General features: G+C 55.0%; 23 protein-coding genes. 7 read left to right on the top strand and 16 right to left on the bottom strand.

What is annotated here, in order from left to right:
- Positions 1–95 precede the first annotated feature (95 nt).
- From LF95_RS13715 to LF95_RS13695, 5 genes are all read left to right on the top strand, one after another.
- The gene (locus LF95_RS13715) at positions 96–2,591 is read left to right on the top strand and encodes an EAL domain-containing protein (protein ID WP_252509765.1); all 2,496 of its coding nucleotides are present in this window, start codon (positions 96–98) and stop codon (positions 2,589–2,591) included.
- 93 nt (positions 2,592–2,684) lie between these two features.
- A complete protein-coding gene (locus tag LF95_RS13710) occupies positions 2,685–3,062 on the top strand; it encodes a response regulator transcription factor (RefSeq protein WP_073956288.1) in 378 nt (125 codons plus the stop codon).
- Positions 3,055–3,687 carry a chemotaxis protein CheC gene (locus tag LF95_RS13705; RefSeq protein ID WP_073955602.1) on the top strand — a complete coding sequence of 211 codons (633 nt, stop codon included), beginning with the start codon at positions 3,055–3,057 and terminating at the stop codon, positions 3,685–3,687. The genes LF95_RS13710 and LF95_RS13705 overlap by 8 nt, the downstream gene beginning before the upstream one ends.
- A gap of 57 nt (positions 3,688–3,744) precedes the next feature.
- Positions 3,745–5,442: an ATP-binding protein gene (locus LF95_RS13700; protein WP_083607683.1), complete on the top strand. Its 1,698-nt coding sequence runs from the start codon at positions 3,745–3,747 to the stop codon at positions 5,440–5,442.
- 57 nt (positions 5,443–5,499) lie between these two features.
- Positions 5,500–5,880 carry a MerR family transcriptional regulator gene (locus tag LF95_RS13695; protein ID WP_073955601.1) on the top strand — a complete coding sequence of 127 codons (381 nt, stop codon included), beginning with the start codon at positions 5,500–5,502 and terminating at the stop codon, positions 5,878–5,880.
- Positions 5,881–5,901: 21 nt separating this feature from the next.
- On the opposite strand, the gene LF95_RS13690 is transcribed toward LF95_RS13695, so the two are convergent.
- Positions 5,902–6,300: a YbaN family protein gene (locus LF95_RS13690; RefSeq protein ID WP_143182042.1), complete on the bottom strand. Its 399-nt coding sequence runs from the start codon at positions 6,298–6,300 to the stop codon at positions 5,902–5,904.
- Positions 6,301–6,465: 165 nt separating this feature from the next.
- Between LF95_RS13690 and arfB the strand changes: the two genes are divergently transcribed.
- Together arfB and LF95_RS13680 are read left to right on the top strand one after the other, a co-directional pair.
- Complete coding sequence (gene arfB, locus LF95_RS13685) at positions 6,466–6,882, top strand: alternative ribosome rescue aminoacyl-tRNA hydrolase ArfB (RefSeq protein ID WP_073955599.1); 417 nt, start codon at positions 6,466–6,468, stop codon at positions 6,880–6,882.
- A 129-nt stretch (positions 6,883–7,011) separates the two neighbouring features.
- Positions 7,012–7,806 (top strand): acyl-[acyl-carrier-protein] thioesterase, encoded by a 795-nt coding sequence (locus tag LF95_RS13680; RefSeq protein ID WP_252509764.1) that lies wholly within the window; start codon positions 7,012–7,014, stop codon positions 7,804–7,806.
- A gap of 5 nt (positions 7,807–7,811) precedes the next feature.
- Here LF95_RS13680 and LF95_RS13675 read toward each other — a convergent pair whose 3' ends face one another.
- The 15 genes from LF95_RS13675 to LF95_RS13605 form a co-directional block, all read right to left on the bottom strand.
- Entirely contained in the window at positions 7,812–8,432 is a 621-nt protein-coding gene (locus tag LF95_RS13675; protein ID WP_073956285.1) for a ribonuclease HII, read from the bottom strand.
- 132 nt (positions 8,433–8,564) lie between these two features.
- Positions 8,565–8,957 (bottom strand): VOC family protein, encoded by a 393-nt coding sequence (locus LF95_RS13670; protein WP_083607781.1) that lies wholly within the window; start codon positions 8,955–8,957, stop codon positions 8,565–8,567.
- A 203-nt stretch (positions 8,958–9,160) separates the two neighbouring features.
- Positions 9,161–9,562 (bottom strand): Na+/H+ antiporter subunit G, encoded by a 402-nt coding sequence (locus LF95_RS13665; RefSeq protein WP_073956283.1) that lies wholly within the window; start codon positions 9,560–9,562, stop codon positions 9,161–9,163.
- An 11-nt stretch (positions 9,563–9,573) separates the two neighbouring features.
- Positions 9,574–9,843 (bottom strand): K+/H+ antiporter subunit F, encoded by a 270-nt coding sequence (locus LF95_RS13660; protein ID WP_073955598.1) that lies wholly within the window; start codon positions 9,841–9,843, stop codon positions 9,574–9,576.
- On the bottom strand, positions 9,840–10,334 hold the full coding sequence (locus LF95_RS13655) for a Na+/H+ antiporter subunit E (protein WP_252509763.1): 495 nt from the start codon (positions 10,332–10,334) through the stop codon (positions 9,840–9,842). Before LF95_RS13655 ends, LF95_RS13660 begins: the two co-directional genes overlap by 4 nt.
- An 18-nt stretch (positions 10,335–10,352) precedes the next feature.
- A complete protein-coding gene (locus tag LF95_RS13650; protein ID WP_073955596.1) occupies positions 10,353–11,909 on the bottom strand; it encodes a monovalent cation/H+ antiporter subunit D in 1,557 nt (518 codons plus the stop codon).
- On the bottom strand, positions 11,909–12,262 hold the full coding sequence (locus LF95_RS13645) for a Na+/H+ antiporter subunit C (protein WP_073955595.1): 354 nt from the start codon (positions 12,260–12,262) through the stop codon (positions 11,909–11,911). Before LF95_RS13645 ends, LF95_RS13650 begins: the two co-directional genes overlap by 1 nt.
- A 4-nt stretch (positions 12,263–12,266) precedes the next feature.
- The gene (locus LF95_RS13640; protein ID WP_073955594.1) at positions 12,267–15,134 is read right to left on the bottom strand and encodes a monovalent cation/H+ antiporter subunit A; all 2,868 of its coding nucleotides are present in this window, start codon (positions 15,132–15,134) and stop codon (positions 12,267–12,269) included.
- 232 nt (positions 15,135–15,366) lie between these two features.
- Positions 15,367–16,572, bottom strand: a complete 1,206-nt coding sequence (locus LF95_RS13635; RefSeq protein ID WP_073955593.1) for an MFS transporter — start codon at positions 16,570–16,572, stop codon at positions 15,367–15,369.
- A 43-nt stretch (positions 16,573–16,615) separates the two neighbouring features.
- Positions 16,616–17,791: a trans-sulfuration enzyme family protein gene (locus LF95_RS13630; protein ID WP_073955592.1), complete on the bottom strand. Its 1,176-nt coding sequence runs from the start codon at positions 17,789–17,791 to the stop codon at positions 16,616–16,618.
- 296 nt (positions 17,792–18,087) lie between these two features.
- On the bottom strand, positions 18,088–19,326 hold the full coding sequence (locus LF95_RS13625) for a phenylacetate--CoA ligase family protein (RefSeq protein WP_073955591.1): 1,239 nt from the start codon (positions 19,324–19,326) through the stop codon (positions 18,088–18,090).
- 67 nt (positions 19,327–19,393) lie between these two features.
- Positions 19,394–20,215 carry an ABC transporter ATP-binding protein gene (locus LF95_RS13620; protein ID WP_073955590.1) on the bottom strand — a complete coding sequence of 274 codons (822 nt, stop codon included), beginning with the start codon at positions 20,213–20,215 and terminating at the stop codon, positions 19,394–19,396.
- 172 nt (positions 20,216–20,387) lie between these two features.
- Positions 20,388–21,629, bottom strand: a complete 1,242-nt coding sequence (locus LF95_RS13615) for an ABC transporter substrate-binding protein (RefSeq protein WP_073955589.1) — start codon at positions 21,627–21,629, stop codon at positions 20,388–20,390.
- Between the two features lie 103 nt (positions 21,630–21,732).
- Positions 21,733–22,806 (bottom strand): branched-chain amino acid ABC transporter permease, encoded by a 1,074-nt coding sequence (locus tag LF95_RS13610; protein ID WP_073955588.1) that lies wholly within the window; start codon positions 22,804–22,806, stop codon positions 21,733–21,735.
- An 18-nt stretch (positions 22,807–22,824) separates the two neighbouring features.
- Complete coding sequence (locus tag LF95_RS13605) at positions 22,825–23,718, bottom strand: branched-chain amino acid ABC transporter permease (RefSeq protein WP_073955587.1); 894 nt, start codon at positions 23,716–23,718, stop codon at positions 22,825–22,827.
- Positions 23,719–23,773 lie beyond the last annotated feature (55 nt).

The raw sequence follows: 23,773 nt of genomic DNA, 5'->3' as shown, positions 1-23,773 counted from the left end.
CGTTTTGCCCTGATATAAGCCTTGCAACAATTGCAATTCTGCTGCCCTTATCCTACTGTTTCCATCATCAAATGGTCGGAGAGCCATCTTTTGGGGTGTGGATAGCGGAGGCCAGTCTGAAAAATGCTGGGCTGAAGTGGCAAAATCGCCTGTCATTCAAACAGGCGCGCGCTGCTGTTATAATTACATTGCTGATTGGTGTTGGCTTTAGTGCGCTTCAGATTTTCTGGGACCTGCACGGAGAGCGCAATCAGATTGACCGCACCGTTAATCAGGTTCTCTCGACAGTGCGCGAATCCGCCACCCAGGCGGCCTATGGCCTGGATGAAAGCCTTGCAGAACGTGTGGTTTCGGGCCTGTTTGAATATGACCCGATCTATCACGCTTTGATACGCGATGATTTTGGCAATATTTTGGCCCAAAAACAGCGCCAGCAATCTTCATCCAGTCTGAACTGGCTGACCTCGATCATGTTTGGCGACAATCAGCATTACGAGATCCCGCTAACCGTTGGCGACTCCGCCGATCTGGTTGGCTATCTTGAAATCGATGTCGATACCGGCCTTATTGCTGCCGGTTTCATCAATCGCTCTGTTGTTATTCTGGTTTCCGGGCTGGTGCGCAATTTCCTTTTGGGCATTGCGCTGACCTTCTTTTTCTATCTGACCCTGACCAAACCCCTGTTGCGTCTTGTGCATTCCCTGCGCCAGGTAGACCCGGGCAGCCCCGCCACCACCAAGGTCGATATTCCCAACAGCCATTCCAGGGACGAACTGGGTTTGCTGGCCCACTCCACCAATGGCCTGCTCACAGAAATTGACGATAATCTGTGGCGCCTGCGCGAAGCGGAACAAACCCTGCGCGAACGGGAAAACCGCCTGCGCGGCATCATGCAGAACGTCGCCGATGGTATTATCAGTATCGATTCGGATTGCCGGATTTTGCAATGCAACCCGGCCTGCCTGCAATTGCTGCACCTGCCCGCCGATGCCGAACTGGTCGGGCACAATCTGCTGGACTATATCGTCGATGCTTCCCAGCTTAATCTGGCAGAGGTTCTGGCACGAACCGGCAACGACAATAACGGCACGTCTTTCCGGCCTGCGCTGGATCGTTCCGTCGAACTGATCCTGCGATGTGCCGATGGCAACAAAATCCGGGTGGCATCGGTTTTCCAGCCCATGCAGCTTGAAGACAACCTGCTTTATACCGTCGTGTTTCATGATGTAACCGCACAGCGCCGCTACGAAGAACGCCTGGTTTATATGGCGAATCACGACCCGCTAACCGATCTGCCCAATCGTGCGATGCTGGAACTAAGCCTGCGCGACGCCCTGCAAGGCTGCGACACCCTGACAGCAAACAGCACAGAAGGCGACATCCCCCGGGATATCGCGACGGCCTTATTGTTCATCGACCTTGACCGTTTCAAACTGATCAATGACAGCCTCGGGCATGATTTTGGTGATCTATTGCTTAAGGAAGTGGCCAATCGCCTGCGGGACATCATGCGTCGCAACGATACACTGGGCCGTTTGGGCGGAGATGAATTCCTGATCATTATTCCGCAATTGAGCGAAACCCAGGAAGCAGCAACACTGGCGCAAACCGTGATCGACGCTTTCTCGCCCACCTTTGAAATTCGGGGCCGGCAGCTTTTTGTAACTCCCTCCATCGGCATTGCCCTTAGCCCGGCGGATGGCGATGATTTTGCCACCCTGATGCGCAATGCCGATGCCGCCATGTATAGTGCCAAGGCACGCGGCGGCGGGACCTATCATTTCTTCACCAAAATGATGAATGAAAGTGCCGCTGCCCGGCTGGCAATGGAAAACGACCTGCGCGATGCCATCAAGCGCGAACAGTTTGAAGTCTATTATCAACCCAAAATACATCTGGCGACCGGTCGCCTTTCGGGGCTGGAAGCCCTGTTACGCTGGAACCGGCCGGGGCGCGGTTTTGTTTCCCCCATGCAGTTTATTCCCATTGCCGAAGAAACCGGACTAATTGGAAAAATTGGCGAATGGGTGCTACGCCGCGTTTGTGAACAGATCGTTGAATGGGATGCCCAGGGGGTCAGCCCAGTTGTGGTAGCGGTCAATCTGTCAACGCGGCAACTGATCGAAGGCCGGATCACCGAAACCGTTGCCAATATTCTTCACGAAACGGGTGTTCCTGCATCGCGCCTGGTTTTGGAAATTACCGAAACCGTAATGTTGCAGGGCATGAACCGCGCCATTGCCATCCTAAACGAAATCCGCAGGCTAGGTGTCCAGATCGCGATTGACGATTTTGGCACCGGCTATTCATCCCTGACCTATCTGAAACGGCTGCCCATTAATTCCATCAAGATCGACCGGTCCTTTATTCGCGATATTACCACCGACCCGGACGATGCCGCGATTACCAACACCATCATCCTGATGGGGCGCAATCTTGGTTTGCGCGTGATTGCCGAAGGGGTGGAAACCCACGACCAGCTGGAATTCCTGCGCGCCCATAACTGCGACGAGGTCCAGGGTTTTCTGATCTCCGAAGCACGGCCGCCTGCCGAAATCGTGCCCTTGATGGAACAACTGGAACAGGTATGACAATCTGGCCTATACTGACATGCCCCTGCACCTGTATAAAACGGCCAGGTCTTTTGCTCCGCCAGCTTCGTGCTGCACCAATTTGAGGATTTCATGTCATATCCCCGTTCCGTTCTTTTGGTTGATGACAGCAAATTTGCCCGCCTTCTGATCAGGGCCTTTATCGAAAGCGGTTTTCCCGACTGGACAATTGATGAAGCCGCCGAAGCCGAAAGCGCACAACAAAAGGCCGACGCCAGAAGTTTTGATTATTTTATCATCGACTTTAACATGCCGGGCAAAAACGGGCTGGAACTGGGTGCCATTATCCGCCAACAGCACCCCGATGCCACCGTGGCCCTGCTGACCGCCAATATCCAGCAGGATATTCAAAAGCAGGCCGAAGCCCTTGGCATGGATTTCATTGCCAAACCGCCGACCCAGGAAAAAATCACCGCCTATTTCTCAGCCAAAGAAGCCGCTCATGATTGATTTATCCGATCTCGAACGCGACACGATTACCGAGCTGATCAATATCGGTGTTGGTCGGGCGGCGGCGTCGCTCTCGGAAATGGTGGATCAATCTGTCGAACTGACCGTCCCCTCAATCAGCTTTGTGCAACGTTTTTCCGATGCCAACCTGATTGCAGCCCCCAGTGAAGTTGTTTCCGCTGTCACGCAAAGTTTCAATGGCCCGTTTAACGGCGATGCCCTGCTGGTATTTCCCGAAAAACGCAGCCTGGAGCTGGTGCGCCGCCTGTTGCAGGTCGATGTGCCGCTCGACAGCCTTGGCGACCTGGAACAGGAAGCCCTGATGGAGGTTGGCAATATCATTCTCAATGCCTGCCTGGGCAGTATTTCCAATATTCTCGGGCATCCCATCAATTGTTCGATGCCGATTTTCCGTAAATGTGAAACCCGCGACCTGATGACGGATACCTGCCCGCCCGGCACACCGGAAACGGAAACAAGCGCTCCGTTTCTTTTGATCCTGCATGTTCAGTTCATGCTGCGGGAAAACGATATCGACGGATATGTGCTATTTGTGATGGATCTGGATTCGATCCAGACCTTAAAGCGGATGGTAAACCGCTATCTGCAGAACGCACTAAGCTAGGATTATTCCGGCGCCCCCGTGCTACCGGCACTCCCGGCCGCAAGGAGCATCAAAGCCATGTCTGATGGCAAACATGACCCAACCGACACAAAACATTCTGCAGCAAAAAGCGGCGGGACAGCTTCGCACGATATAAAGGCAGCCCCCGAAACACCGGAAACGTCACAAGCCTCACAAATATCGCAAGCATCGAACATATCCGCCCCCTATTCATCGCCAGATGTAAACCTGTCTCTTGCCTTGCTGGAAAACAGCGATGTCGGCATCATCGCGGTTAAACATGACGGTAAAATATGCTTCTGGAACAGTTGGATGGAGCAGGCCGCCGGCCTTAAGGCCGAGGAAGTTTTTGGCAAAAGCATGGAAGATGTTTTTGGCACGGCCCTGCCGCGCCGACTTCACAATGCGATTGCCGACTGCCTGTCGCTGGGGATGCCAGCGATGATTTCGCCCTCGCTGAACAAATCGGTGCTGCCATTACGGCCCCAATCGCAATTTGCGCAAAAATTCCCGCAAATGCAGCAATCCATCCGTATTCAGCCCGTATCCATTCCCAATGATGGTGTGATCTGTGCCATCACCGTGCGCGATGTCACACTAGCCGTTCAGCGCGACCAGCTATTGCGTCGGCAGGCTGCCGAACTGGCCGATCTTGTAACACAAACCCGCCGCAGCGAAGACCGCACGCGCGCCATTTTGCAAAACACGATTGATGCCATTCTTGTCGCCTCCGAAGATGGCAACCTGGAACCACTCAATGCCCGCGCCCAAGAATTATGCGGGCCACAGGGCGACCCGGAAATCAAGAATATCATTCAGTTTCTGCTGCCTGACTGCGGCAATAATCCGCCCCCAAAACCGCCCAGCGACCGCCTTCTGACCGACCTTGGCACCGGGGTGATCGAAATTCTTGCCTGCCCGGCAAATGGTCACAATATTCCGCTGGAAGTCGCGATCAGCCATTTTACCGCCTATGGCCGCTATCATTACATCATTACCCTGCGCGATATTTCGCAACGCAAACGCCACGAACTTGAAATCCAGAACACCATGCAGGAATTGGAAAATTCCAATGCAGAACTGGAACAGTTTGCCTATGCCGCGTCGCACGATTTGCAGGAACCCCTGCGCATGGTCTCAAGCTACACCCAGCTTCTGGCCCGGCGCTATCGCGGGCAACTGGATGATACGGCAGACGAATTCATTCATTACGCCGTGGATGGCACCCAGCGCATGCAGCGCATGATTGACGATTTGCTAACCCTGTCGCGGGTCGGGCGACATGGCAAACCGTTTCAGCCGGTCCCGTTAACCGGTCTGTTTGATGCGATCGAAGCCAACCTTAAACGCGCCGAGGCCGCCCCGGCAGGCAATGTTATGCGCGAACCAGACCTGCCTGTCGTCATTGGCGACCCCAGCCAGCTGTTGCAGCTGTTTCAAAACCTGGTGTCAAACGGCCTGAAATACAGCGACCCGGCCCATGCCGAGGTCCGCATTTCTGCCCGCGAGTTTGAAAGCTTCTGGCGCATTTCCGTTTCCGATAATGGCATTGGCATCGACCCGCAATATCACACCAGCATCTTCGAGATTTTCAAACGCCTGCATGGTTATGGCGAATATGCCGGAACAGGTATTGGTCTGGCGCTTTGCAAAAAAATCGTCGAACGCCACGGCGGCAATATCCATGTGGAAAGCGCACCGGGTGAAGGCAGCACCTTCCATGTCGATTTGCCCAAAGAGCACAGCATATTGTGATTGCGGGCAAAACCATGTAGTTTTCGTTTACGTAAGCGTAAACTTTAAAGATGTTTCATGACTGACAGTTTTTCGATTACCGATCTCGCCCGCGAATTTGATGTCACCACTCGCACCATTCGCTTTTACGAGGATCAGGGCCTGATCGCCCCCGAGCGTCAGGGACAAACCCGCATTTATGGCCAGCGTGACCGGGTGCGCCTGCGCCTGATCATGCGGGGCAAGCGGCTGGGATTTGCGCTCAAGGAAATTCGCGATCTTTTGGACCTGTATGAAACCGACCGCAGCGAGATCACCCAGTTGACCACCCTGATCGACAAAATTGACGAGCGCCGTGATACCCTGCGCAAACAGCGCGCCGATATTGATGCGACCCTTGAAGAACTTGATATGCTAGAGGAAAATTGCCAGCAGGAACTCAGCCGCAAATCGGGCTGAGGGCTTTGGGGCTTTGGGGCCTTACGAAACCGAATGATCACTTTCTGGCAGGGGGGCGCGCGGAACTGACGGACGGGAAAACAGGAAAATGCACACCGGAATCGCCACCGCCAACTGCACCAGCGGTACCCAATAGGCCTGAACAAAAATCATCGACATGCCAATCATCACGGCAAATGTTGCTGCCGCCATAATTTTGGCCCGCAGACTGATCACACCGTGATGTTTCCATTGCAAAATGGGCGGTCCCAGGCGCGGATGTTCATGCAGCCAGCGATGCAGGCGCGGCGACCCCTTGCCAAAGGCCCAGGCCGCCAGCAACATAAAGGGCGTTGTCGGCAGCAATGGCAGAAAAATCCCTGCCACCCCCAGTCCGACCGACAACCAGCCCAAAGCAACAAAAAGGTGTCCCGGATGCAAAATTCAGCTCCTTGTACCGCCCGGCCCATTTGGCGGGTTTCATTCTTTTGAATCTAGGGCTAGCATCCCTAAAGTTCAACTATTTGCAAATCATTATCAACACGACATGGCATATTTTCGCATTTTTCCCGCTTCCCTTCCCTTTTCCTGTGCCGGAGCACGGGCATGATTCAGGTTGGCAACGGCCTTTTTCTGGATGAAAGCCATCTGGAATTTCATTTTGTCCGGGCATCAGGGCCAGGCGGGCAAAATGTGAATAAGGTTTCAACCGCCGTGCATATGCGCGTGCGGGTTAGCGAATTGACCGAACTGCCCGACCGGGTACGCAACCGCCTGCGCGAACTGGCGGGCAACCGCCTGACCAATGGCGATGAAATCATCATTGATGCCCAGCGTTTCCGTACCCAGGAACGTAATCGCCAGGACGCGATTGACCGGTTCGTCGACCTGGTGCGCAAGGCCGCCGAACGCAAAAAATTCCGCGTTAAAACCCGCCCGTCCCTGTCGGCCAAACGCAAACGGGTGGATGCCAAGAAAAAACGCGGTGATGTCAAAAAGATGCGCCGCAGTCCACTGGACTGATCCCGTAACGGGCTTGCAGTCTTCACCTATCCGACCTGTCCGGATAATACCGGCCCGTATCCGTATGGCGCATTGCAGCCCAGGCATTGCCTGCCTATGGTAATGTGATAATCCAGGCTTTGGAAGGATATGGAAACCGTCATGATCCCGGACTGGTCCCAAATTGCACAGGCCCCAATGCCCGAAAATTGCGGATGGCAGGGCCATTATCGGGTGCGTTATTCCGAAATTGGCGCAAATGGCCGCGCCACCCTGCCCGCCCTGGCCGACTACATGCAGGATTCCGCCGGTTGGGGGGCAAAAGACCTGCAACTGGCCTATGATGATACGGTTGCGCAAGGTGTTGCGTGGGTTTTGGCACGCATGGTCATCATGGTGCATCATTACCCGAGCAATGGCGAAACCCTGCACCTTGAAACATGGCCGTCGGGCTTTGCGCATCGCATGGCAAGCCGCGACTGGCGCCTGTTTGACGAAAAAGGCGATATTTGCGCCGTTGCACAAAGCTTCTGGGCCTTGTTCGACCTTAAACAGCGGCGTGCTGCCCGCTGGCCAGACTGGCTGGTGGAACGTCTGCCAGAGCCCCCCGGCCCCAAGCTGATTGATGCCTCATCACGGCCGGCATCACCCCCCGAAGACCTGATCTCTCGAAACAGCATCATCGCCCAGGCATCGGACCTGGATATTTACGGGCATGTCAATAATGTCAGGCTGATGCAATGGATATTGGGAACAACCAATAACGGCCTTGCCGATTTTCAGCCAAAAGGCATTGATATCCAGTTCCGGACCGAATGCCGCCAGCATGACCGTGTCATGATCCGCCAGACCAACGATTATGCCGCGATTTCCCGTATCGAAAATACCGATGCGGCAGGTCAGTCCGTAACAACCGATCTCGTCCGCGCCAGAGTCATGCGCTAAAACCTTCAGGCCTGCTCCAATGCCTCGAACAACAGGGCAACAGGTTTGAAACTGCGACGATGATGCACCGTCGGCCCGGCATCATTTAAACCAGCCATGTGCTTTTTCACCCCATAACCGGCATTCCCTTCCCAGCCATAATGGGGATAACGCACCGCAAGGCGGGCCATGGCACGGTCACGCACCACCTTGGCAACAATCGATGCCGCTGCAATCGACAGCGACTTGCTATCGCCCTTGACCACGGTTTGCACCGGGCATGGCAACCCCGGGTCCCGGTTGCCATCGACCAGCGCCTGATCAGGCAAGTTCGGCAGGCGCGCCACGGCCCGGCGCATGGCAACATAGGTTGCCTGCAAAATATTGATGCGGTCAATCTCGCGTACCGAAGCCGCGCCAATACCAACACGGGCACATTCCATAATGCGCGCAGCCAGCAGATCGCGCTTTTTGGCTGACAGCTTTTTGGAGTCATTTAGCAGGCTGTATAAATCGCCAATGCGCGCATCATCACGCGGCAATACAACAGCAGCAGCCACCACCGGCCCGGCCAGTGGCCCGCGCCCTACCTCGTCGATCCCGGCAATAATACCGCGATACTGGTCTTCAATTGCAAAGTCGGGCATGCCCGTCATCTACCTGTCTTGCGCTTTGTCTTCCGGGCTGGCTGGCCTCTTCAGCCCCCTTATTGCCCGCCCCCTCATATCACGGGGTATGGTCTGGAAAACAGTGCGTTTAAGCGCACAAATGCCCGCAGCTTATTCGGACCCGTAACAAACTGCCTGCAATTTATTGCCATCCGGGTCACGTATATAGGCGGCATAATAATCCGGCCCATAATGCGGGCGTTCGCCCGGTTCGCCTTCGCTCATCCCGCCGTTTTGCAATGCCTGTTCATGAAAGGCACGCACCTGTTCGCGCCGATCAGCAATAAAGGCGATATGGGTGCCGTTGCCCCACGTCGCTGGGCGACCATCTTCGGGGCTGTAAATGTAAATCGTTGGCATCTCGCCACCACGCTCATAAGCCAGCGGTTTTTCGGGGGGCTTGGGCAGGCGTTCAAAGCCGATGGCCCCTAAAACCGCATCGTAAAACCTGGCTGAACGAGCCTTGTCATTGGTTCCCAAAGTAATGTGGCTAAGCACGGTCATATCGAATGCTCCCTTGCATTTGTGGTTTTGTCTTTCGCCAAGCACTTTTGACACAGCATAGCAAAAACCACTCCTTAGGGTTTTATCGAAACGCCCGACCGATGCAAACGTCATGACAGAAGCCGACATCAACAAAAACACCGGCCCTGTCGCCAGAACCGGTGTTTGTTATTTTCATCCCTGCACACCTAAACCGCAACCTGTTAATCCTGCGGCAATTTGCCAGGATCTTTGGGCGGTTCTTCGGGGTTCCGCGGGTCAAATGTCGCCCAACCCTCGCTTTCGCCGGTGTGGGGCAATTCATCCTTAGGATCAATATGGCGCAGCAAATAGGCCTTGCCGATCAAGTTGGCCGTGATCGGCGCTGTCAAAAACAGGAAAATCGTGATCAGCAATTCATGAATGGTAAAGGTGCCACGCTCGATCCAGAAAAACAGCATCGATGCAATCAGGATGGCCCCAACCCCAACCGTCGTTGCCTTGGTCGGCGCATGCAGGCGCATCAAAAGATTGGGCAGCTTCACCAGACCGAACGACCCGATCAGGGTAAACAGGCCCCCGATAACGATCAAAACGGAAATGACGAGTTCAACAACAAATTCCATCACATCCATTCCTATTCGATGATGTCGCCGCGCAGGACGAACTTGCAATAAGCCACGGTGGAGACAAAACCAACCATCGCAAACAGCAAAGCCGCCTCGAAATACATCGATGTGGCCCGGCCAATGCCATAGAGCACCAGAAGCGCAATGCCGTTAATCGCCATCGTATCAACCGCCAGCACGCGGTCGGCAATGGTCGGCCCAAAGGACAAACGCCACAGATTGATCAGCAACGCCAGGCCTGCGCAGACAAACGCAAAGTTCAGGGCATATTCAATCATTCGAAAATCTCCTTCAAACGGCGTTCGTAGCGCGATTTGATATCGTCAACGACACTCTGCGGGTCCGGCGCATGCAGGCAATGCACCAGAAGCGAGCGGGCATCACGGGATAAATCCACCGTTACGGTACCTGGCGTCATGGTAATGGTCCCGGCAAGCGCGGTAATCGCCTCGGGCGATGTCAAATCCAGCGGCACGGTCACACTGGCCGGTTGCAGACTGTCGGCCTTGCGAAACAGCACAAGCCCCGCCACCACGACATTGGCGACCAGAATGTCCCACAAAACGATCAGCCCATATTCGCAAATCGCCCAGATATTGCCAACCTTGGGCCGCCCCGGCCAAAAGCTCTGGCTGATCAGGGGAATGATCACCGCAAGGATCACGGCAAAAAGCACGGTACCAACCGAAATCTCGTTGGCCAGCATTACCCAGATACCAACCAGGGCCAAACTGAGCAGCGGGTGGGGAAGATAACGTTTCAACATCATCACTGTCCTTTCTGCTGCTTATTGTGCAAATGGCGCAACGGTGGTGACTTCGGCAACAGGGGTATCAGCCCCCATCACCGCACGAATATAGCCGGATGTATCAAACAGCTCGGCACTGGTATCATGCAAATACCCCGTTACCGGCCCGGCAAACACCGTTAAGGCAACCAGCATTGCCAGCATCATGCCTGCAGCAATAATGGTCTGGTGCGGAAAGGTCTGGTCGGATGCGGTTTGAATGTCGCCTTCGATGGCAGAACTTTTCCAAAACAGTACACTGCCCGCCCGGCCAAAGCCGATAATATTAAGAAACGACGTGCCCAAAATCACCGCCCATATCCAGATCATATGGGGAGAATTCTGCGATGCGCTCAGGATTTGCAATTTCCCCAAAAAGCCCGAAAGCGGCGGCAGACTTGCCATTGCAATCGCCCCCATGAAAAACAGGGCCGCGATCAGGCCGCTTTGACGAATTTCCGGAGCGGCATGCAAACTGCCGCCAAATTGCCCGCGCCGCGAAATGATAAGATCGGCAATCAGAAACAGGGCTGCACCGGCAAAGGTGGAATGCAGCATGTAATAAAGGCCCGCCGCCACCGATGCAGGTGTGAACAGGGAAATTGAAATCATCAATGTTCCCATCGAGCCCACCACGGCAAAGGCCACCATCTGGGTTACATAGCGTGCGGCAACAACCCCGACCATGCCAACCACCAGCGTCACAATCGCGGCAGGCAGCAGGTAAGGTGCAACCAGCCATGAAAGGTCGCCCGCCGACCCGCCAAAAGCCAGCGAATACAGCCGCAGGATGGAATAAGCCCCCACCTTGGTCATAATGGCAAACAGGGCCGCCACCGGGGCCGGTGCATTGGCATAAGTACCCGGCAGCCAGAAGTGCATTGGCACCATTGCCGCCTTGATACAAAACACCAAAAACAGGATCAAGGCTCCCGCCTTGAGCAAGGCCAGGTCACTATCGGGCACCAGCGGCACCTTCAGGGCCAGGTCAGCCATATTCAGCGTGCCGGTGACAGAATAAATCAGGCCAACACCAATCAGAAACAGGCTGGAACCGGTCAGGTTGACAATAATGTACTGCATCCCGGCCTTCAGGCGTTCGCCGCCTGCCCCATGCAGCATCAGCCCATAAGATGCAATCAGCAGAACTTCAAAAAACACGAACAGGTTAAAGAAGTCGCCGGTCAGAAACGCGCCATTGATCCCCATCAGCTGGAACTGGAACAGGGCATGAAAATGCTTGCCACGCTTGTCCCATTCACGGGACGCATAAAACCAGACAATAGCCGCCAGGATGGAGGTTAACAGCACCATCATCGCCGACAGACGGTCCAACACCAGCACGATGCCAAACGGGGTCGGCCAATTGCCCAGCGCATACATTTCCGGCCCGGTATGGGCGGCATGAAACACCAGGGCAATCGAGACGGCCAGCAAACCAACCACTGTGAATGCCGAAAAAACGCGCTGCAATATCAGGTCATGACGGACCGCCAAAACAGTCAGTGCCCCCACGATCAAAGGCAGCACGACGGGAACGATCATCCAGTTACCCATTATTTCGTTTCTCCGGAATCAGTCGGTTCGCCGGGCAGGCCATCAACATGGTCATTGCCAATTTCAAGATAGGTGCGCAATGCCAGCACCACGATCACGGCCGTCATGCCAAAGGAAATCACAATCGCGGTTAAAACCAGCGCCTGGGGCAGCGGGTCGGTATAACCGGTCGCGGTGTCGCTCAGGATCGGCGGCATATCCACCTGCAAACGCCCCATCGCAAACAAAAATACGTTTACCGCATAGGACAGCAGCGACAATCCGATCACCACGGGAAAGGTCCTTCCGCGCAACAGCATGTAAACACCACATGCGCTTAGAAGGCCGATACTACTTGCTACCAGAAACTCCATGATATCAGACCTCGTTTCGCTGTGGCGACGACAGGGGACGTGCCGTGGATGGATCATGGTCCATCGGTTCGGTATTGATGTCGCTATGTTCGGCCATGCGTTCCACCTGCGAGAGTTTGGCAAGGGCCAGCATCACCGCCCCCACCACGGTCAGGAACACGCCAAGGTCAAAGCCCATCGCACTGGCCAGTTCGATATCGCCAATGAACGGAATATGGAAATGCCCAAACGTGCTGGTCAGGAAGGGATAACCCAAAACCCAGGATGCCATGCCGGTAATGGCCGCCGCAATCACACCAAGGGAAATCATCGCATGGTAATTGGCGCGCATACGATTCTGGGTCCAGCCAAAGCCCGAGGCCATATATTGCATGATCAGGGCAATGGACACGACCAGACCGGCAATAAAGCCGCCACCCGGTTCGTTATGACCACGCAGGAAGATATAGACCCCCACCATCAATGACAGCGGCAGCATCACCCGTGTTGCAATCACCATCATCAGCGGGTGGCGTTCAGCCGATTCACGATGATCCTTCACCCAGTTCGCCAGCCTTTCGGCGGCCTTGCCGCTCGCAACACTTTCGATCAGGGCGAAAATCGTCAGGGCGGCAATACCCAGCACCGTAATTTCGCCAAAGGTATCGTAACCACGGAAATCGACCAGAATAACGTTCACAACGTTATGCCCGCCGCCCTGCAATACCGAATTTTGCAGGTAATAATCAGCAATCGTCACGCCATCGCGCGTCATCACCGCCCAAACGGCACCGCCCATCCCCAGGCCTGCCACCACCGCGATCAAAATATCGCGGAAACGACGGCCCGAGGTGCTTTCCCTCGGGGTTTCCTTGGGCAGAATATTCAGGGCCAGCAACATCAGAATCACGGTGACAACTTCCACCGAGATCTGTGTCAGGGCCAGGTCCGGGGCCGACAGGTAAATAAAGCCCAGCGAGACGATCAGGCCAATCACGCCGACAAACAGCAGAACCAGCAACCGGTTGTAGTGCAAGATCAGCGTTGCCGCACAGGTCAGCATCAGCAATGCCCAACCAATCACCACCGGTATACTGACCGGCAGCAATTCACGCGTGCCCGGCATGAAACCGTCATGGGTGAAAAAGCCGGTGAAGCCAATGGCGACAGCCGCCAAAAGCATGATTGCCAGATAAAACTGCAACGACCCGCGATGGAACAGATCGGTCACACCGCGCGACAGGGCGACGACCTTTTGAATGAAGCAGTCAAACATGGCCTTGGCTTCGGGCCGCGACAGATTTTTGGTCGCATTCATTAGGCCCGCATGGCGCCACAGCAACAACAGGCCACCGATAATCGCAATCGCGCTTAACAGTAACGGCGTATTAAAGCCATGCCACAGGGCCAGGTGGAATTCAGGCAACGCCCCGCCAATCACGGCACGCGACGTGACCTCCACCAGCGGCCCGGCCACAGTTGCCGGGAAAAAGCCAATCAGCACCACCAGCACGGTCAACAGCGCAGGCGGGCCCCACAGGCCAAATCCCGGGTCATGCGGATGATGCGGATATTCCTTCTGTTTCGGGCCAAAAAATACATGCACGATAAACCGGAAGGAATAGGCCACCGAAAACAGCGCACCAACTGTGACCAGAACCGGGAATACCCAATCCTGACCCAGCCAAGCCATATGCAGCGACTGGTCCAGCATCATTTCCTTGGACAGGAAGCCGTTAAAGGGCGGGGTCCCGCCCATTGATGCCGCCGCAATAATGCCAATGGTGGCGGCAATCGGCATCAGGCTGGCAAGCCCGCCAAGGCGGCGAATGCTGCGCGTGCCCGCTTCATGGTCAATAATGCCTGCCGTCATAAACAGGGCTGCCTTGAAGGTGGCATGGTTGATGATGTGAAACACACCCGCCACGGCCGCCAGCGGCGTGCCAAAGCCAAACAGCATCGTCACAAGGCCCAAATGGCTGACCGTCGAATAGGCCAAAAGCCCTTTGAGGTCATCCTTGAACATGGCAATCCAGGCGCCCATCACCATCGTGATCAGGCCGGATGTCGCAACGATATAAAACCATTCATCGGTGCCCGACAGTACCGGCCACAAACGCGCCATCAAAAACAGGCCCGCCTTCACCATTGTGGCAGAATGCAGATAGGCCGAAACAGGCGTCGGCGCCGCCATCGCATGGGGTAACCAGAAATGGAAGGGAAACTGTGCTGATTTGGTCAGACAGCCCAGCAAAATCAAAACCGTTGCCAGGGCATAAAGCGGCGATGATTTGATCAGATCGCCATTCTGCAAAATCATGCTGATGTCATAAGAGCCCACGACATGGCCCAAAATCAGCATGCCAGCAATCATGGAAAGCCCACCGGCCCCGGTGACGGTCAGCGCCATGCGCGCGCCCTGTCGCCCTTCGGGCAGATGTTTCCAGTAACCGATCAGAAGGAACGAGCTAAGCGAGGTCAGTTCCCAGAAAATCAGCAACAGCAGGATATTGTCCGATGTGACAATGCCGACCATTGCGCCCTGGAACAATAGCAGGAACACATAAAACCGGCCCATCGGGTCATTCTTGGACAGGTAAAACCGGGCATAGATAATAATCAGCAGCCCGATCCCCAAAATCAGGGTGGCAAAAAGCAACCCCAACCCGTCGAGGAAGAAATTCACATTCAGCCCCAATGCGGGCAGCCATTCATAACGAACGTGAATAACCTCGCCCGACATAACAGCCGGTGCCAGTGAGGCCAGCAAAATCAGTGCCGTCAGCGTAACCGCACCGGTCGCGGTTGCGCAGGTATTGCGTCCGGCCCTTATCAAGATCGCTGGTAACAACGCACCAAGAAAGGGGAGCAAAACAATGAGGGTAAGACTCATGAAAGACCCTTGTTTTTAGGAAGATGACGCAACGCCCCGACGCGCGCGGCAAGAAAATTCTGGCAGAACCTAATATTTGTGCGAAATGTGGTCAAGAAAACCCCACACGCTGCACTTTTCTTGCTTAGGGCGCAGACCCGGACGGGTCAAGTGAACCTGATCACCTATGAAAAAGCGTTGTTTTTGCCCTTCTGGCAATAATTTTTTCTGATTTTTCCATATAAAAGAAAGGCTAACGCCGTCCCTGGGCCAATTTTCGGGCCTCTGGCATGGCCCGCAGGCGCGCCATTGCCACAACCCCCATCACAGGACCCATCGCCAGCATGGCGAAAGATGCCCACCAGCCAAAGGCATCGGCGACCAAAGGCACCAGATGGATCGAAACCAGGGCAATGAAAAAACCCACCGCATTTTGCAAGGTCAACGCCGTGCCCACATGGTCCGGTTCGGCCAGTTCGATCACGCAGGAAGAAAACTGGGCGGAATCCGCAATCACGGAAATGCCCCAGATCAGGCAAACAATCACCAAAACCGGCATCGGTGCCGATGCCAGTGCGCCGGTGACCAGGGCACATAACCCGCTTATGCTCATGGCGGAAATGGTAATGGTGGTGCGGCCCCAACGGTCGGCCCATATCCCGCCCAGCAAACTGCCCAGCGCGCCAATGCCAATAATGGCAAAGGTGGTTAAGGCCGCCCACAGCGACGCATCTTCAACGCCCCGGGCCTGATAGGTGCGAAACAGAAACAGCCCCGTCCAGCCCCACATGGCATAAAGTTCCCACATATGGCCGAAATAGCCATACCCGGCATGGCGCAGCGGCTTGTTGGCAATGATATGTCCCACGGCACGGGGATCAAACCGGGGGGACCGGCCAACAGCGCCGCCCAGTTTGACAAACAAAACCCCCAAAGCCGCCAGCCACGCCGAACAACTTGCCGCCACCATCACCAACCGCCAGTCCAGCGGCAGGGCCACCGAAAATAAATGTGGCAAAGCCGACCCTAGTGTTAATGCCCCCACCAGCAAACCAACCAGAAACCCGGTATCACCCCTGGCCCAGGTCGCCACCATTTTCATGCCAATCGGATAAATTCCCGCCATACAAATGCCGGTTAACAGACGCAGGAAAATAACCGCGATGCCATCCACCGGCACCGCCAAAATCAGCATATTGGCGCATCCCGCCACCAGCGCAGACAGGGCAAAAAAGCGCCTTGGGTCCAGCCGGTCCGCCAGCCCCAAAAAGGCACTGGCCAGGGTGCCCAAAATAAAGCCCATCACCACCGAACTGGTAAAAAGCGAGGATTGCACGGCCCCCAAATGAAACTCCGCCCGCAATTGCGGCAACACCGCCGTTGCCGAAAACCACAGCGACAATGCCAACAACTGGCAAAAAGTTATCAGGCCGACTTCCAGAAATTTGGTTCCGCGCACCCTTTTCCCCGCTTATTCTCTCCGGTGACATTACCGAACCTGTTTAACGGCCCTCTGCCTGCCCGACCATTTCCACAATCGGTTCCAGATCAGCCCACAAATCTTCCGGATCTTCCATGCCAATTGACAGGCGCAGAACAAGGCCATCGGGCGCATTGCCTTCAAACTGGCGCATCTCGCCAATTGCCATTGGCACCATCAGGCTGTGCGTCCCGCCCCAGGATGCGCCAATCGAAAAGGTTTTTGCCTGATCAATCAGCCGATTTAGCTCATCTGCCCTATCGGCCGGGACAACAATGCTGAAAAGCGCGCTGGCGCCGGCAAAATCACGTTTCCACATTTCGTGTTGCGGGTGGCTGGGCAAGGCCGGATGCAGCACCCGTTTCGGGTCCATCCTTTTGGCCATGCGGGTGGCGAAATCCAGCGCAACCTCGCTCGCATGTTTCAGGCGCACCGCCATTGTTTCCATACCGCGCAACACCAGCGAGCAATCGTCGGGTGAAACACCAATGCCCAGCATGTGCAGGGTCGATTTCAATTTTGCATGCAGGGCATCATCATTAACCGAGACCGAACCCATCAGCAAATCCGAATGACCGCCGAAATATTTGGTCAGGGCCTCGACGACAATGTCGGCATCAAAATTCAGGGGTTTGAAATGCAGTGGGCTGGCCCAGGTATTGTCAATCGCCACCGGAATGCCCTTTGCACGGGCGGCCCCGGCAATAGCGGGCAAATCCTGCACTTCCATTGTTGCCGAACCGGGGCTTTCCACCCAAACCAGTTTAACGCTGTCATCAAGCAAACCATCAATATCAGCACCGATCAGCGGGTCATAGACCCGATGATGAATGCCGCGCTCCGCCAAATAGCCATTACACAGCATACTGACCGGCGGATAGGCACAATCAGGCACCAAAACCGTATCGCCCGGCTTTAACAGGGCCAAAAAGACCAGCGAAATCGCAGCCTGCCCGGAAGGCTGCACCATCGTGTATTTTGCGCCTTCAAGTGCCGAGATCGCAGCTTCCAGCGTGCGGGTGGTCGGCGTGCCATGCAGGCCATAAACATAACCCTTATCGCCACGTTCCGCGCGGCTGGCATAGGCTGCCGAATTTTCAAAGGCAATGGTAGAGGCTCGATAAGTCGGCGTTGCCAGGCTGGCAAAGCCTTCATGGGATATTTCGGGCGGACAAACACAAACGGTTTGGTCTTTCATCTGGGGCGCTCCGTGGTGGCGGTAATTTCAGGGCATGACGGCAGAAAAATGATGACGCGGACATCAGGGACGACAAGGTAAATCCTTGCAATCCTTCCGCTTTGGCAAACAGCATTCATAACAGATCGCATTTCATCATACCATGCAAGGCCCGACACAGGGTAAGCAGACCCAAATCGCAGAATGCAAAAAAAAGCTGTGCGAGGTCATCGCACAGCCAGGTGATTCCCGAGCGGGAATAAAAGCCCGGCACGGACAGAAATGCGCCGGACTTTTTCAAATATGGTAGTCAGATTTCAATTATAGCTGCGCTGGTCATCAATCACCTTGCCGTCATTGGGCAGACTGCCCGGGGTTGCCGGTTCAACCACGCCGCGCAATTTGCACACATCATGGACGGTGGCTGCCACCGCATCGGCATCAAACCCGCTGGCATCGGTTTCGCAGGCCAGTGTCATGACATCATTATCATTGACCCGCGAAACAACCAGCCGTGCCCTGGCAATTTCAGGGTGACGGCGTACCACCTCGGCCACCTGCTCTGGATGAACAAACATGCCCTTGACCTTGGTGGTCTGGTCGGCCCGGCCCATCCAGCCCTTGATGCGCTGGTTGGTGCGCCCGCACGGGCTTTGGCCTGGCAGAATGGCGGAAAGATCGCCCGTGGCAAAGCGCACCAGCGGATAATCCATATTCAGCGAGGTGACCAAAACCTCGCCCACTTCACCGTCAGCTACCGGCGTACCCGTTCCCGGACGCACGATTTCCAGGATAATATCCTCGGCCACAATCATGCCGTCACGGGCGTCGCTCTCATAAGCAATAAGGCCCAAATCGGCACTGGCATAACATTGCAGCATGGTCACACCCCGTTGCGCAAACCAGCCGCGCAGGGATTCCGGCAGGGCCTCGCCCGAGACCAGCGCCCGGCTGATGGAGGACACATCCGCCCCCATTTCATCGGCCTTTTCGATCAGGATTTTCAGGAAGGACGGCGTTCCGACATATCCCGTCGGGCCGATATCGCCTATCGCCTTCACCTGAATTTCGGTTTGCCCAACACCCGCCGGGATCACCGCACAGCCACAGGCCCGCGCCCCGCTGTCAAAAATAAAACCGCCTGGGGTGAGATGATAGGACATGCAATTATGCACCACATCTCCGGGCCTAAACCCGGCCGCAAAATAGGCCCGCCCCATACGCCACCAGTCATCGCCCTTGCCCTCCGGATCATAAATCGGACCGGGGCTTTGAAAGATGCGGCCTAGCGCACCAACCGGCGTGGCATTCAACCCGGCAAAGGGGCGATTTTGGGCCTGCATGGCAATCAGGTCGGATTTGCGTGTGACCGGCAGTTTTGCCAGTTCTGCCCGATTGGTAACGGCACCGCTGGCAACATCCTTTAAAATGGTGCCAAAGCCCGCCGTTTTATCGCGGGCATGGGCAATCAGCCCCGGCAGCGATGCCATCAGGCGGCCTTCGCGGGCATCAGGGGCCAGGGTTTCCTTATCGTCAAAATAGGTTTGCAATGTCATGGCCTGTTCCGTCTGCTTGAATTTGCCTGTGTGCTGCCCAAAGTACGGATCGCGTCAAAAACCCTCCCTAGAGCCAGCGTTTACGCCGTTTGTAGGATTTGATGTTCTTGAAACTTTTGCGGTCTTCCGAGCCACCGCCAAGGTAAAATTCCTTGACGTCTTCATTGTTCAAAAGCTCGTCGCGGGTGCCATCCAGCACCACCTTGCCGCTTTCCATGATATATCCGTAATCGGCAACCTTCAGGGCGAAATTGGCATTCTGTTCAACGATCAGCATGGTAATGCCCTGATCACGATTGATCTTTTCAATGATGCCAAATACCTCTTTGACCAGCAAGGGTGACAGGCCCATCGAGGGTTCATCAAGCAAAATCATTTTCGGACGTGCCATTAATGCACGGCCAATCGCCAACATTTGCTGTTCCCCGCCCGACAAATACCCGGCAAGGCCGGTGCGTTCACGCAGGCGCGGGAAATATTCATACACCATATCAATGTCATCTTTGACGCCCTTATCCTTGCGGGTATAGGCGCCCAGACGCAAATTTTCGAGGCAGGTCATATCCTCGATAATGCGGCGGCCTTCCATCACCTGGAAAATGCCGGACCGCACGATATCTTCGGGATAGCGGTTGGAAATGGGCTGCCCGGCAAAGGTAATTTCGCCGCGCGTCACCTCGCCATCCTCGGTTTTCAACAGCCCCGAAATCGCCTTGAGTGTCGTGGATTTTCCCGCCCCGTTCGGGCCCAGCAACGTCACAATGCTGCCCTGTGGCACATCAAGCGACACGCCGCGCAACACAAGGATCACATCGTCATACACAACTTCGATGTTATTGACCGACAAAAGCGGCGGCGCGGTTTCAATTTTGCGGGCGGGTTCGGACATGGATCACCTTCGCAACAGCAGCTAAAAACAAAAAACACATCAATAAACGAAAAACAAAACAGTCATTCTACCGAGGCCTCCCCGCCACCAGGGTGCCGGAACCGTTTTGGGGAAAACAGCTGGTTCCGACACCCGGCGGGAGACATCCTTTCACATCGAAAGGCCGCAGATCTTAATAGCCCAGCCAGTCATCACGACGCGGCAGAGTAACCGTTTCAAGTTTGGTGACTTTCACATCACCGCCGTGGGCTTCACCGCTGTAAATATTGACGGTATTGATCCCGCGATGGTCCTCGGCTGTCCAGGTCGCGGGCATGCAAACGCCTTCCAGACCTTTGGGCACCCAATCGGTAAGGGCATACATGCCCTGTTTGATGTTCGGGCCGGTAATGCCGCCATTTTCCTTGGCCCATTCCATGGCCTCTTTCATGTAATAGACCGAGCAAATGCCGCGAATATAATGATGGGTGCGGAATTCCTTGCCGGTTTTATCCGATTCCTTGGAAATTTCGCGAACCAGATCCATGCCCGGCACCCCTTCGTCGGTCCAGAAGCTGGTCATGACCGGAAAGACGTAATTATCGACATCGCCAATAGTTTTGAGCGTTTCGTAATCACCCGCCCAGATATTGGCAAGCCAGGTCGGATCAACGCCCACCGTGCCACAGGATTTCACCAGCGAGACCACCGACGGCCCAAGGTTGCCAAGATAACCATAATCGGTCCCGGCTTCCTTGAGTGTCAGGCACTGTGCCTTGAAATCACCTGGCTTCATCGACACCACAACCGGGCTGGTCACATCAAAACCCAGTTCGGTGGCATATTCGGCGCAGGCTTCTTTGGGGGCGTTCGGATAAGGGTGGTTATCGCCGATATGGCTGAATACCGGTTTGCCTTCACCGCCCTTTTTCTTCCAGTCTTCTGCGGCCCATTGCACCATCGCCCGGCAGGCGTCGGAATAGGATGCACCATAGAAGAAGTTATAAGGGGCCGGTTTGGCGGTTTTCGGATTTTTGCCCGTCGGGTCGGTCAGATGGCCGGAATAGGACGCCGAATAAACCGGCACTTCATCCTTGGCAACAAACGAAATCAGAGCTTCGGTATCGCCCGTTCCCCAACCCTGCATGGCAACCATGTTGTTGCGCGAACGCCATTTTTTATAATTGGCAATCGCCTGGGGCACCTTATAGGCGTAATCGACCGATTCAAATTCCAGCGGGGTGCCGTCAATCCCGCCATTTTCCTTAATGTAGGACAGGGCATCACGGACACCATCGGCGTAAAACTTGCCGATAAAGCCGGTCGCCCCGGTAATATCCATCAAATGGCCGACAAACACGCTGTCTTCCGCCTTGGCCGCGCCAACCGAAAGGCCGGTTGCCATCATCGCGGTTGCCGCAATCAGTTTCTTCATCTCGACGTCTCCCTTGGACGTTTCATTGAACAAAAAAGCCTCCCGGTCTCCCCCGTCTTATTCTTTTCCGTGCGGGCTTTATCGCCGCCGGTGGGGGTTTTGGTCAGTACGAGAAGGGATAAAGCTTCCAGTACGCCCTGATCTGTTGCCAGCGGTGTGCCAGACCGTCGGGTTCAAAAATCAGGAACAGGATGATGGCCAGACCGATCGCCATCTCCTTGATATAGGCCAGGCCATCGGTCACAGCGGTGCTGTTGGCCCAGTCAAAAACGCTTAAGGCACTGACCCCGGTTTCCATCACTTCGGGCAACAGCACCATGAAAACGGTACCCATCAGCGCCCCCTTGACCGAGCCAAGACCACCAATGATGATCATGCCGAGAAACTGGATAGAAAGCAGGATAGTAAAACCCTCGGCCGAGACATAGCCCAGATAATGCCCATAGAGCGCCCCGCCGATACCGGCATAAAAGGATGACACGGCAAAACTGAGCAAACGGTATTTCGTCAGGTTAATGCCCATGATTTCAGCCGACAGATAATGATCACGCACCGCGACAAAGGCCCGCCCGTCGCGCGACCGCATCAGGTTGCTGCCCAGCACATACATGATCACCAGGAAAAACAGGCTGACATAAAAGAAGCTGAAATCATCCATGATTTCATAGCCAAACACATTGATCGGGTTGGCCGCCGCCCCATAGGAACCACCGGTAAACCAGTCCGCACGGGCAAAGAAATCTTCCAGAATGAACTGTGCGGCCAGAGTGGCGATTGCCAGATAAAGCCCCTTGATGCGGGCTGCCGGCAAACCAAACAACAGCCCAACTGCCGCCGTTGCCATCCCCGCGAGCGGAATGGAGAGCAAAACCGGAATGCCGGTGTGATTATTGATCCAGGCCGAGGCGAAGGCCCCGAAACCGAAAAAAGCCGCATGCCCCAGCGAAATTTGCCCGGTAAACCCGACCAAAATATTAAGGCCCAGGGCGGCAATGGCGAAATAGGAAATCTGAATGAACAGATTGACGTAATAGCCATCCAGAACAAACGGGATCAGCCCGACGGCAACAATGCCCAGGATCGCCGCATTTCGCACAAAGGTGGTGTCAAATATCCGCGTGTCCTGGCGATAGGTGGTTCGGAAATCGCCACAGGGACGCATTGAAAAACCGGCCATAATGGATCGTCCCCCCGATCAGATACGTTCGATGTCTTTGGTGCCAAACAGGCCGTAAGGCTTGATGCACAAAATAATGATCAGCACATAAAACGGTGCGATGGAAAACAGGTTGCCCCAGTGCAGATACTGCCCATCGACGAACTCGGCCCCGTTTTCAAGCAGGCCAATAATCACCCCGCCCACAATTGCCCCGATGATGGAATCCAGCCCGCCCAGAATAACCGCCGGAAACACCTTGATGCCAATCACCGACAGGCCCGAGGACACACCATTGACCATGCCAATCACGATGCCTGCGACCCCGGAAACCAGGGCTGAAATCGCCCAGGACATGGCAAACACGGTTTTCACCGAAATGCCCAGGCTTTGGGCCACCTGCTGGTCAAAGGCGGTGGCGCGCATTGCCAGGCCCAGTTTGGAATATTTAAAGAACCAGTAAAACGCGGCCATAATCACCAGCGAGATCACGAAGCTCATGATATAGGCCGTTTCTATTTGCATCCCGAACAGGCTAACGCTGCGGGTCTCAAACACCTGCGGATAGGTCGCCGTGGTGGCCCCGAAAATCCATTTTGTTGCCGCCTGAAAGAAAATCGAAAGCCCGATTGTCACCATGATGACGGAAATGATCGGTTCGCCAATCATGGGGCGCAAAATCACCATTTGCAGGATGATGCCAAAGGCCATCATGAAGAGCAGGGTAAAAACAAATCCCAGCCAGAACGGCATTTGAAATTCGACCAGAAACGCATAACAGACCCACGCCCCGATCAGCAGGAATTCGCCCTGCGCGAAATTGACCACCTGGGTTGATTTGTAAATCAGAACAAAACACATGGCGACCACGCCATAAAGCGTTCCGACAATCAGCCCGTTGAGCAATAACTGAAACAACAGTTCAAAATTCATGGTGCCATCCCTGTCATGGCGAGGATGCAGCCATCCCCGGTTTTGTTTTTTTGCC

Origin of the sequence: Thalassospira sp. TSL5-1, assembly GCF_001907695.1 — a bacterium.
GTDB lineage: Bacteria > Pseudomonadota > Alphaproteobacteria > Rhodospirillales > Thalassospiraceae > Thalassospira.
This window is presented reverse-complemented; position numbering and strand designations above follow the sequence as displayed.

Excerpts from the sequence above, each read along its gene's own strand:
- LF95_RS13610 (WP_073955588.1), bottom strand. The coding sequence starts at position 22,806 with ATGGCCGGTTTTTCAATGCGTCCCTGTGGCGATTTCCGAACCACCTAT.
- arfB (WP_073955599.1), top strand. The coding sequence starts at position 6,466 with ATGATTCAGGTTGGCAACGGCCTTTTTCTGGATGAAAGCCATCTGGAA.
- LF95_RS13695 (WP_073955601.1), top strand. The coding sequence starts at position 5,500 with ATGACTGACAGTTTTTCGATTACCGATCTCGCCCGCGAATTTGATGTC.
- LF95_RS13620 (WP_073955590.1), bottom strand. The coding sequence starts at position 20,215 with ATGTCCGAACCCGCCCGCAAAATTGAAACCGCGCCGCCGCTTTTGTCG.
- LF95_RS13605 (WP_073955587.1), bottom strand. The coding sequence starts at position 23,718 with ATGAATTTTGAACTGTTGTTTCAGTTATTGCTCAACGGGCTGATTGTC.
- LF95_RS13655 (WP_252509763.1), bottom strand. The coding sequence starts at position 10,334 with ATGATGTTGAAACGTTATCTTCCCCACCCGCTGCTCAGTTTGGCCCTG.
- LF95_RS13670 (WP_083607781.1), bottom strand. The coding sequence starts at position 8,957 with ATGACCGTGCTTAGCCACATTACTTTGGGAACCAATGACAAGGCTCGT.
- LF95_RS13705 (WP_073955602.1), top strand. The coding sequence starts at position 3,055 with ATGATTGATTTATCCGATCTCGAACGCGACACGATTACCGAGCTGATC.
- LF95_RS13650 (WP_073955596.1), bottom strand. The coding sequence starts at position 11,909 with ATGGGTAACTGGATGATCGTTCCCGTCGTGCTGCCTTTGATCGTGGGG.
- LF95_RS13645 (WP_073955595.1), bottom strand. The coding sequence starts at position 12,262 with ATGGAGTTTCTGGTAGCAAGTAGTATCGGCCTTCTAAGCGCATGTGGT.
- LF95_RS13640 (WP_073955594.1), bottom strand. The coding sequence starts at position 15,134 with ATGAGTCTTACCCTCATTGTTTTGCTCCCCTTTCTTGGTGCGTTGTTA.
- LF95_RS13630 (WP_073955592.1), bottom strand. The coding sequence starts at position 17,791 with ATGAAAGACCAAACCGTTTGTGTTTGTCCGCCCGAAATATCCCATGAA.
- LF95_RS13710 (WP_073956288.1), top strand. The coding sequence starts at position 2,685 with ATGTCATATCCCCGTTCCGTTCTTTTGGTTGATGACAGCAAATTTGCC.
- LF95_RS13680 (WP_252509764.1), top strand. The coding sequence starts at position 7,012 with ATGGAAACCGTCATGATCCCGGACTGGTCCCAAATTGCACAGGCCCCA.
- LF95_RS13615 (WP_073955589.1), bottom strand. The coding sequence starts at position 21,629 with ATGAAGAAACTGATTGCGGCAACCGCGATGATGGCAACCGGCCTTTCG.
- LF95_RS13700 (WP_083607683.1), top strand. The coding sequence starts at position 3,745 with ATGTCTGATGGCAAACATGACCCAACCGACACAAAACATTCTGCAGCA.
- LF95_RS13665 (WP_073956283.1), bottom strand. The coding sequence starts at position 9,562 with ATGGAATTTGTTGTTGAACTCGTCATTTCCGTTTTGATCGTTATCGGG.
- LF95_RS13675 (WP_073956285.1), bottom strand. The coding sequence starts at position 8,432 with ATGCCCGACTTTGCAATTGAAGACCAGTATCGCGGTATTATTGCCGGG.
- LF95_RS13625 (WP_073955591.1), bottom strand. The coding sequence starts at position 19,326 with ATGACATTGCAAACCTATTTTGACGATAAGGAAACCCTGGCCCCTGAT.
- LF95_RS13660 (WP_073955598.1), bottom strand. The coding sequence starts at position 9,843 with ATGATTGAATATGCCCTGAACTTTGCGTTTGTCTGCGCAGGCCTGGCG.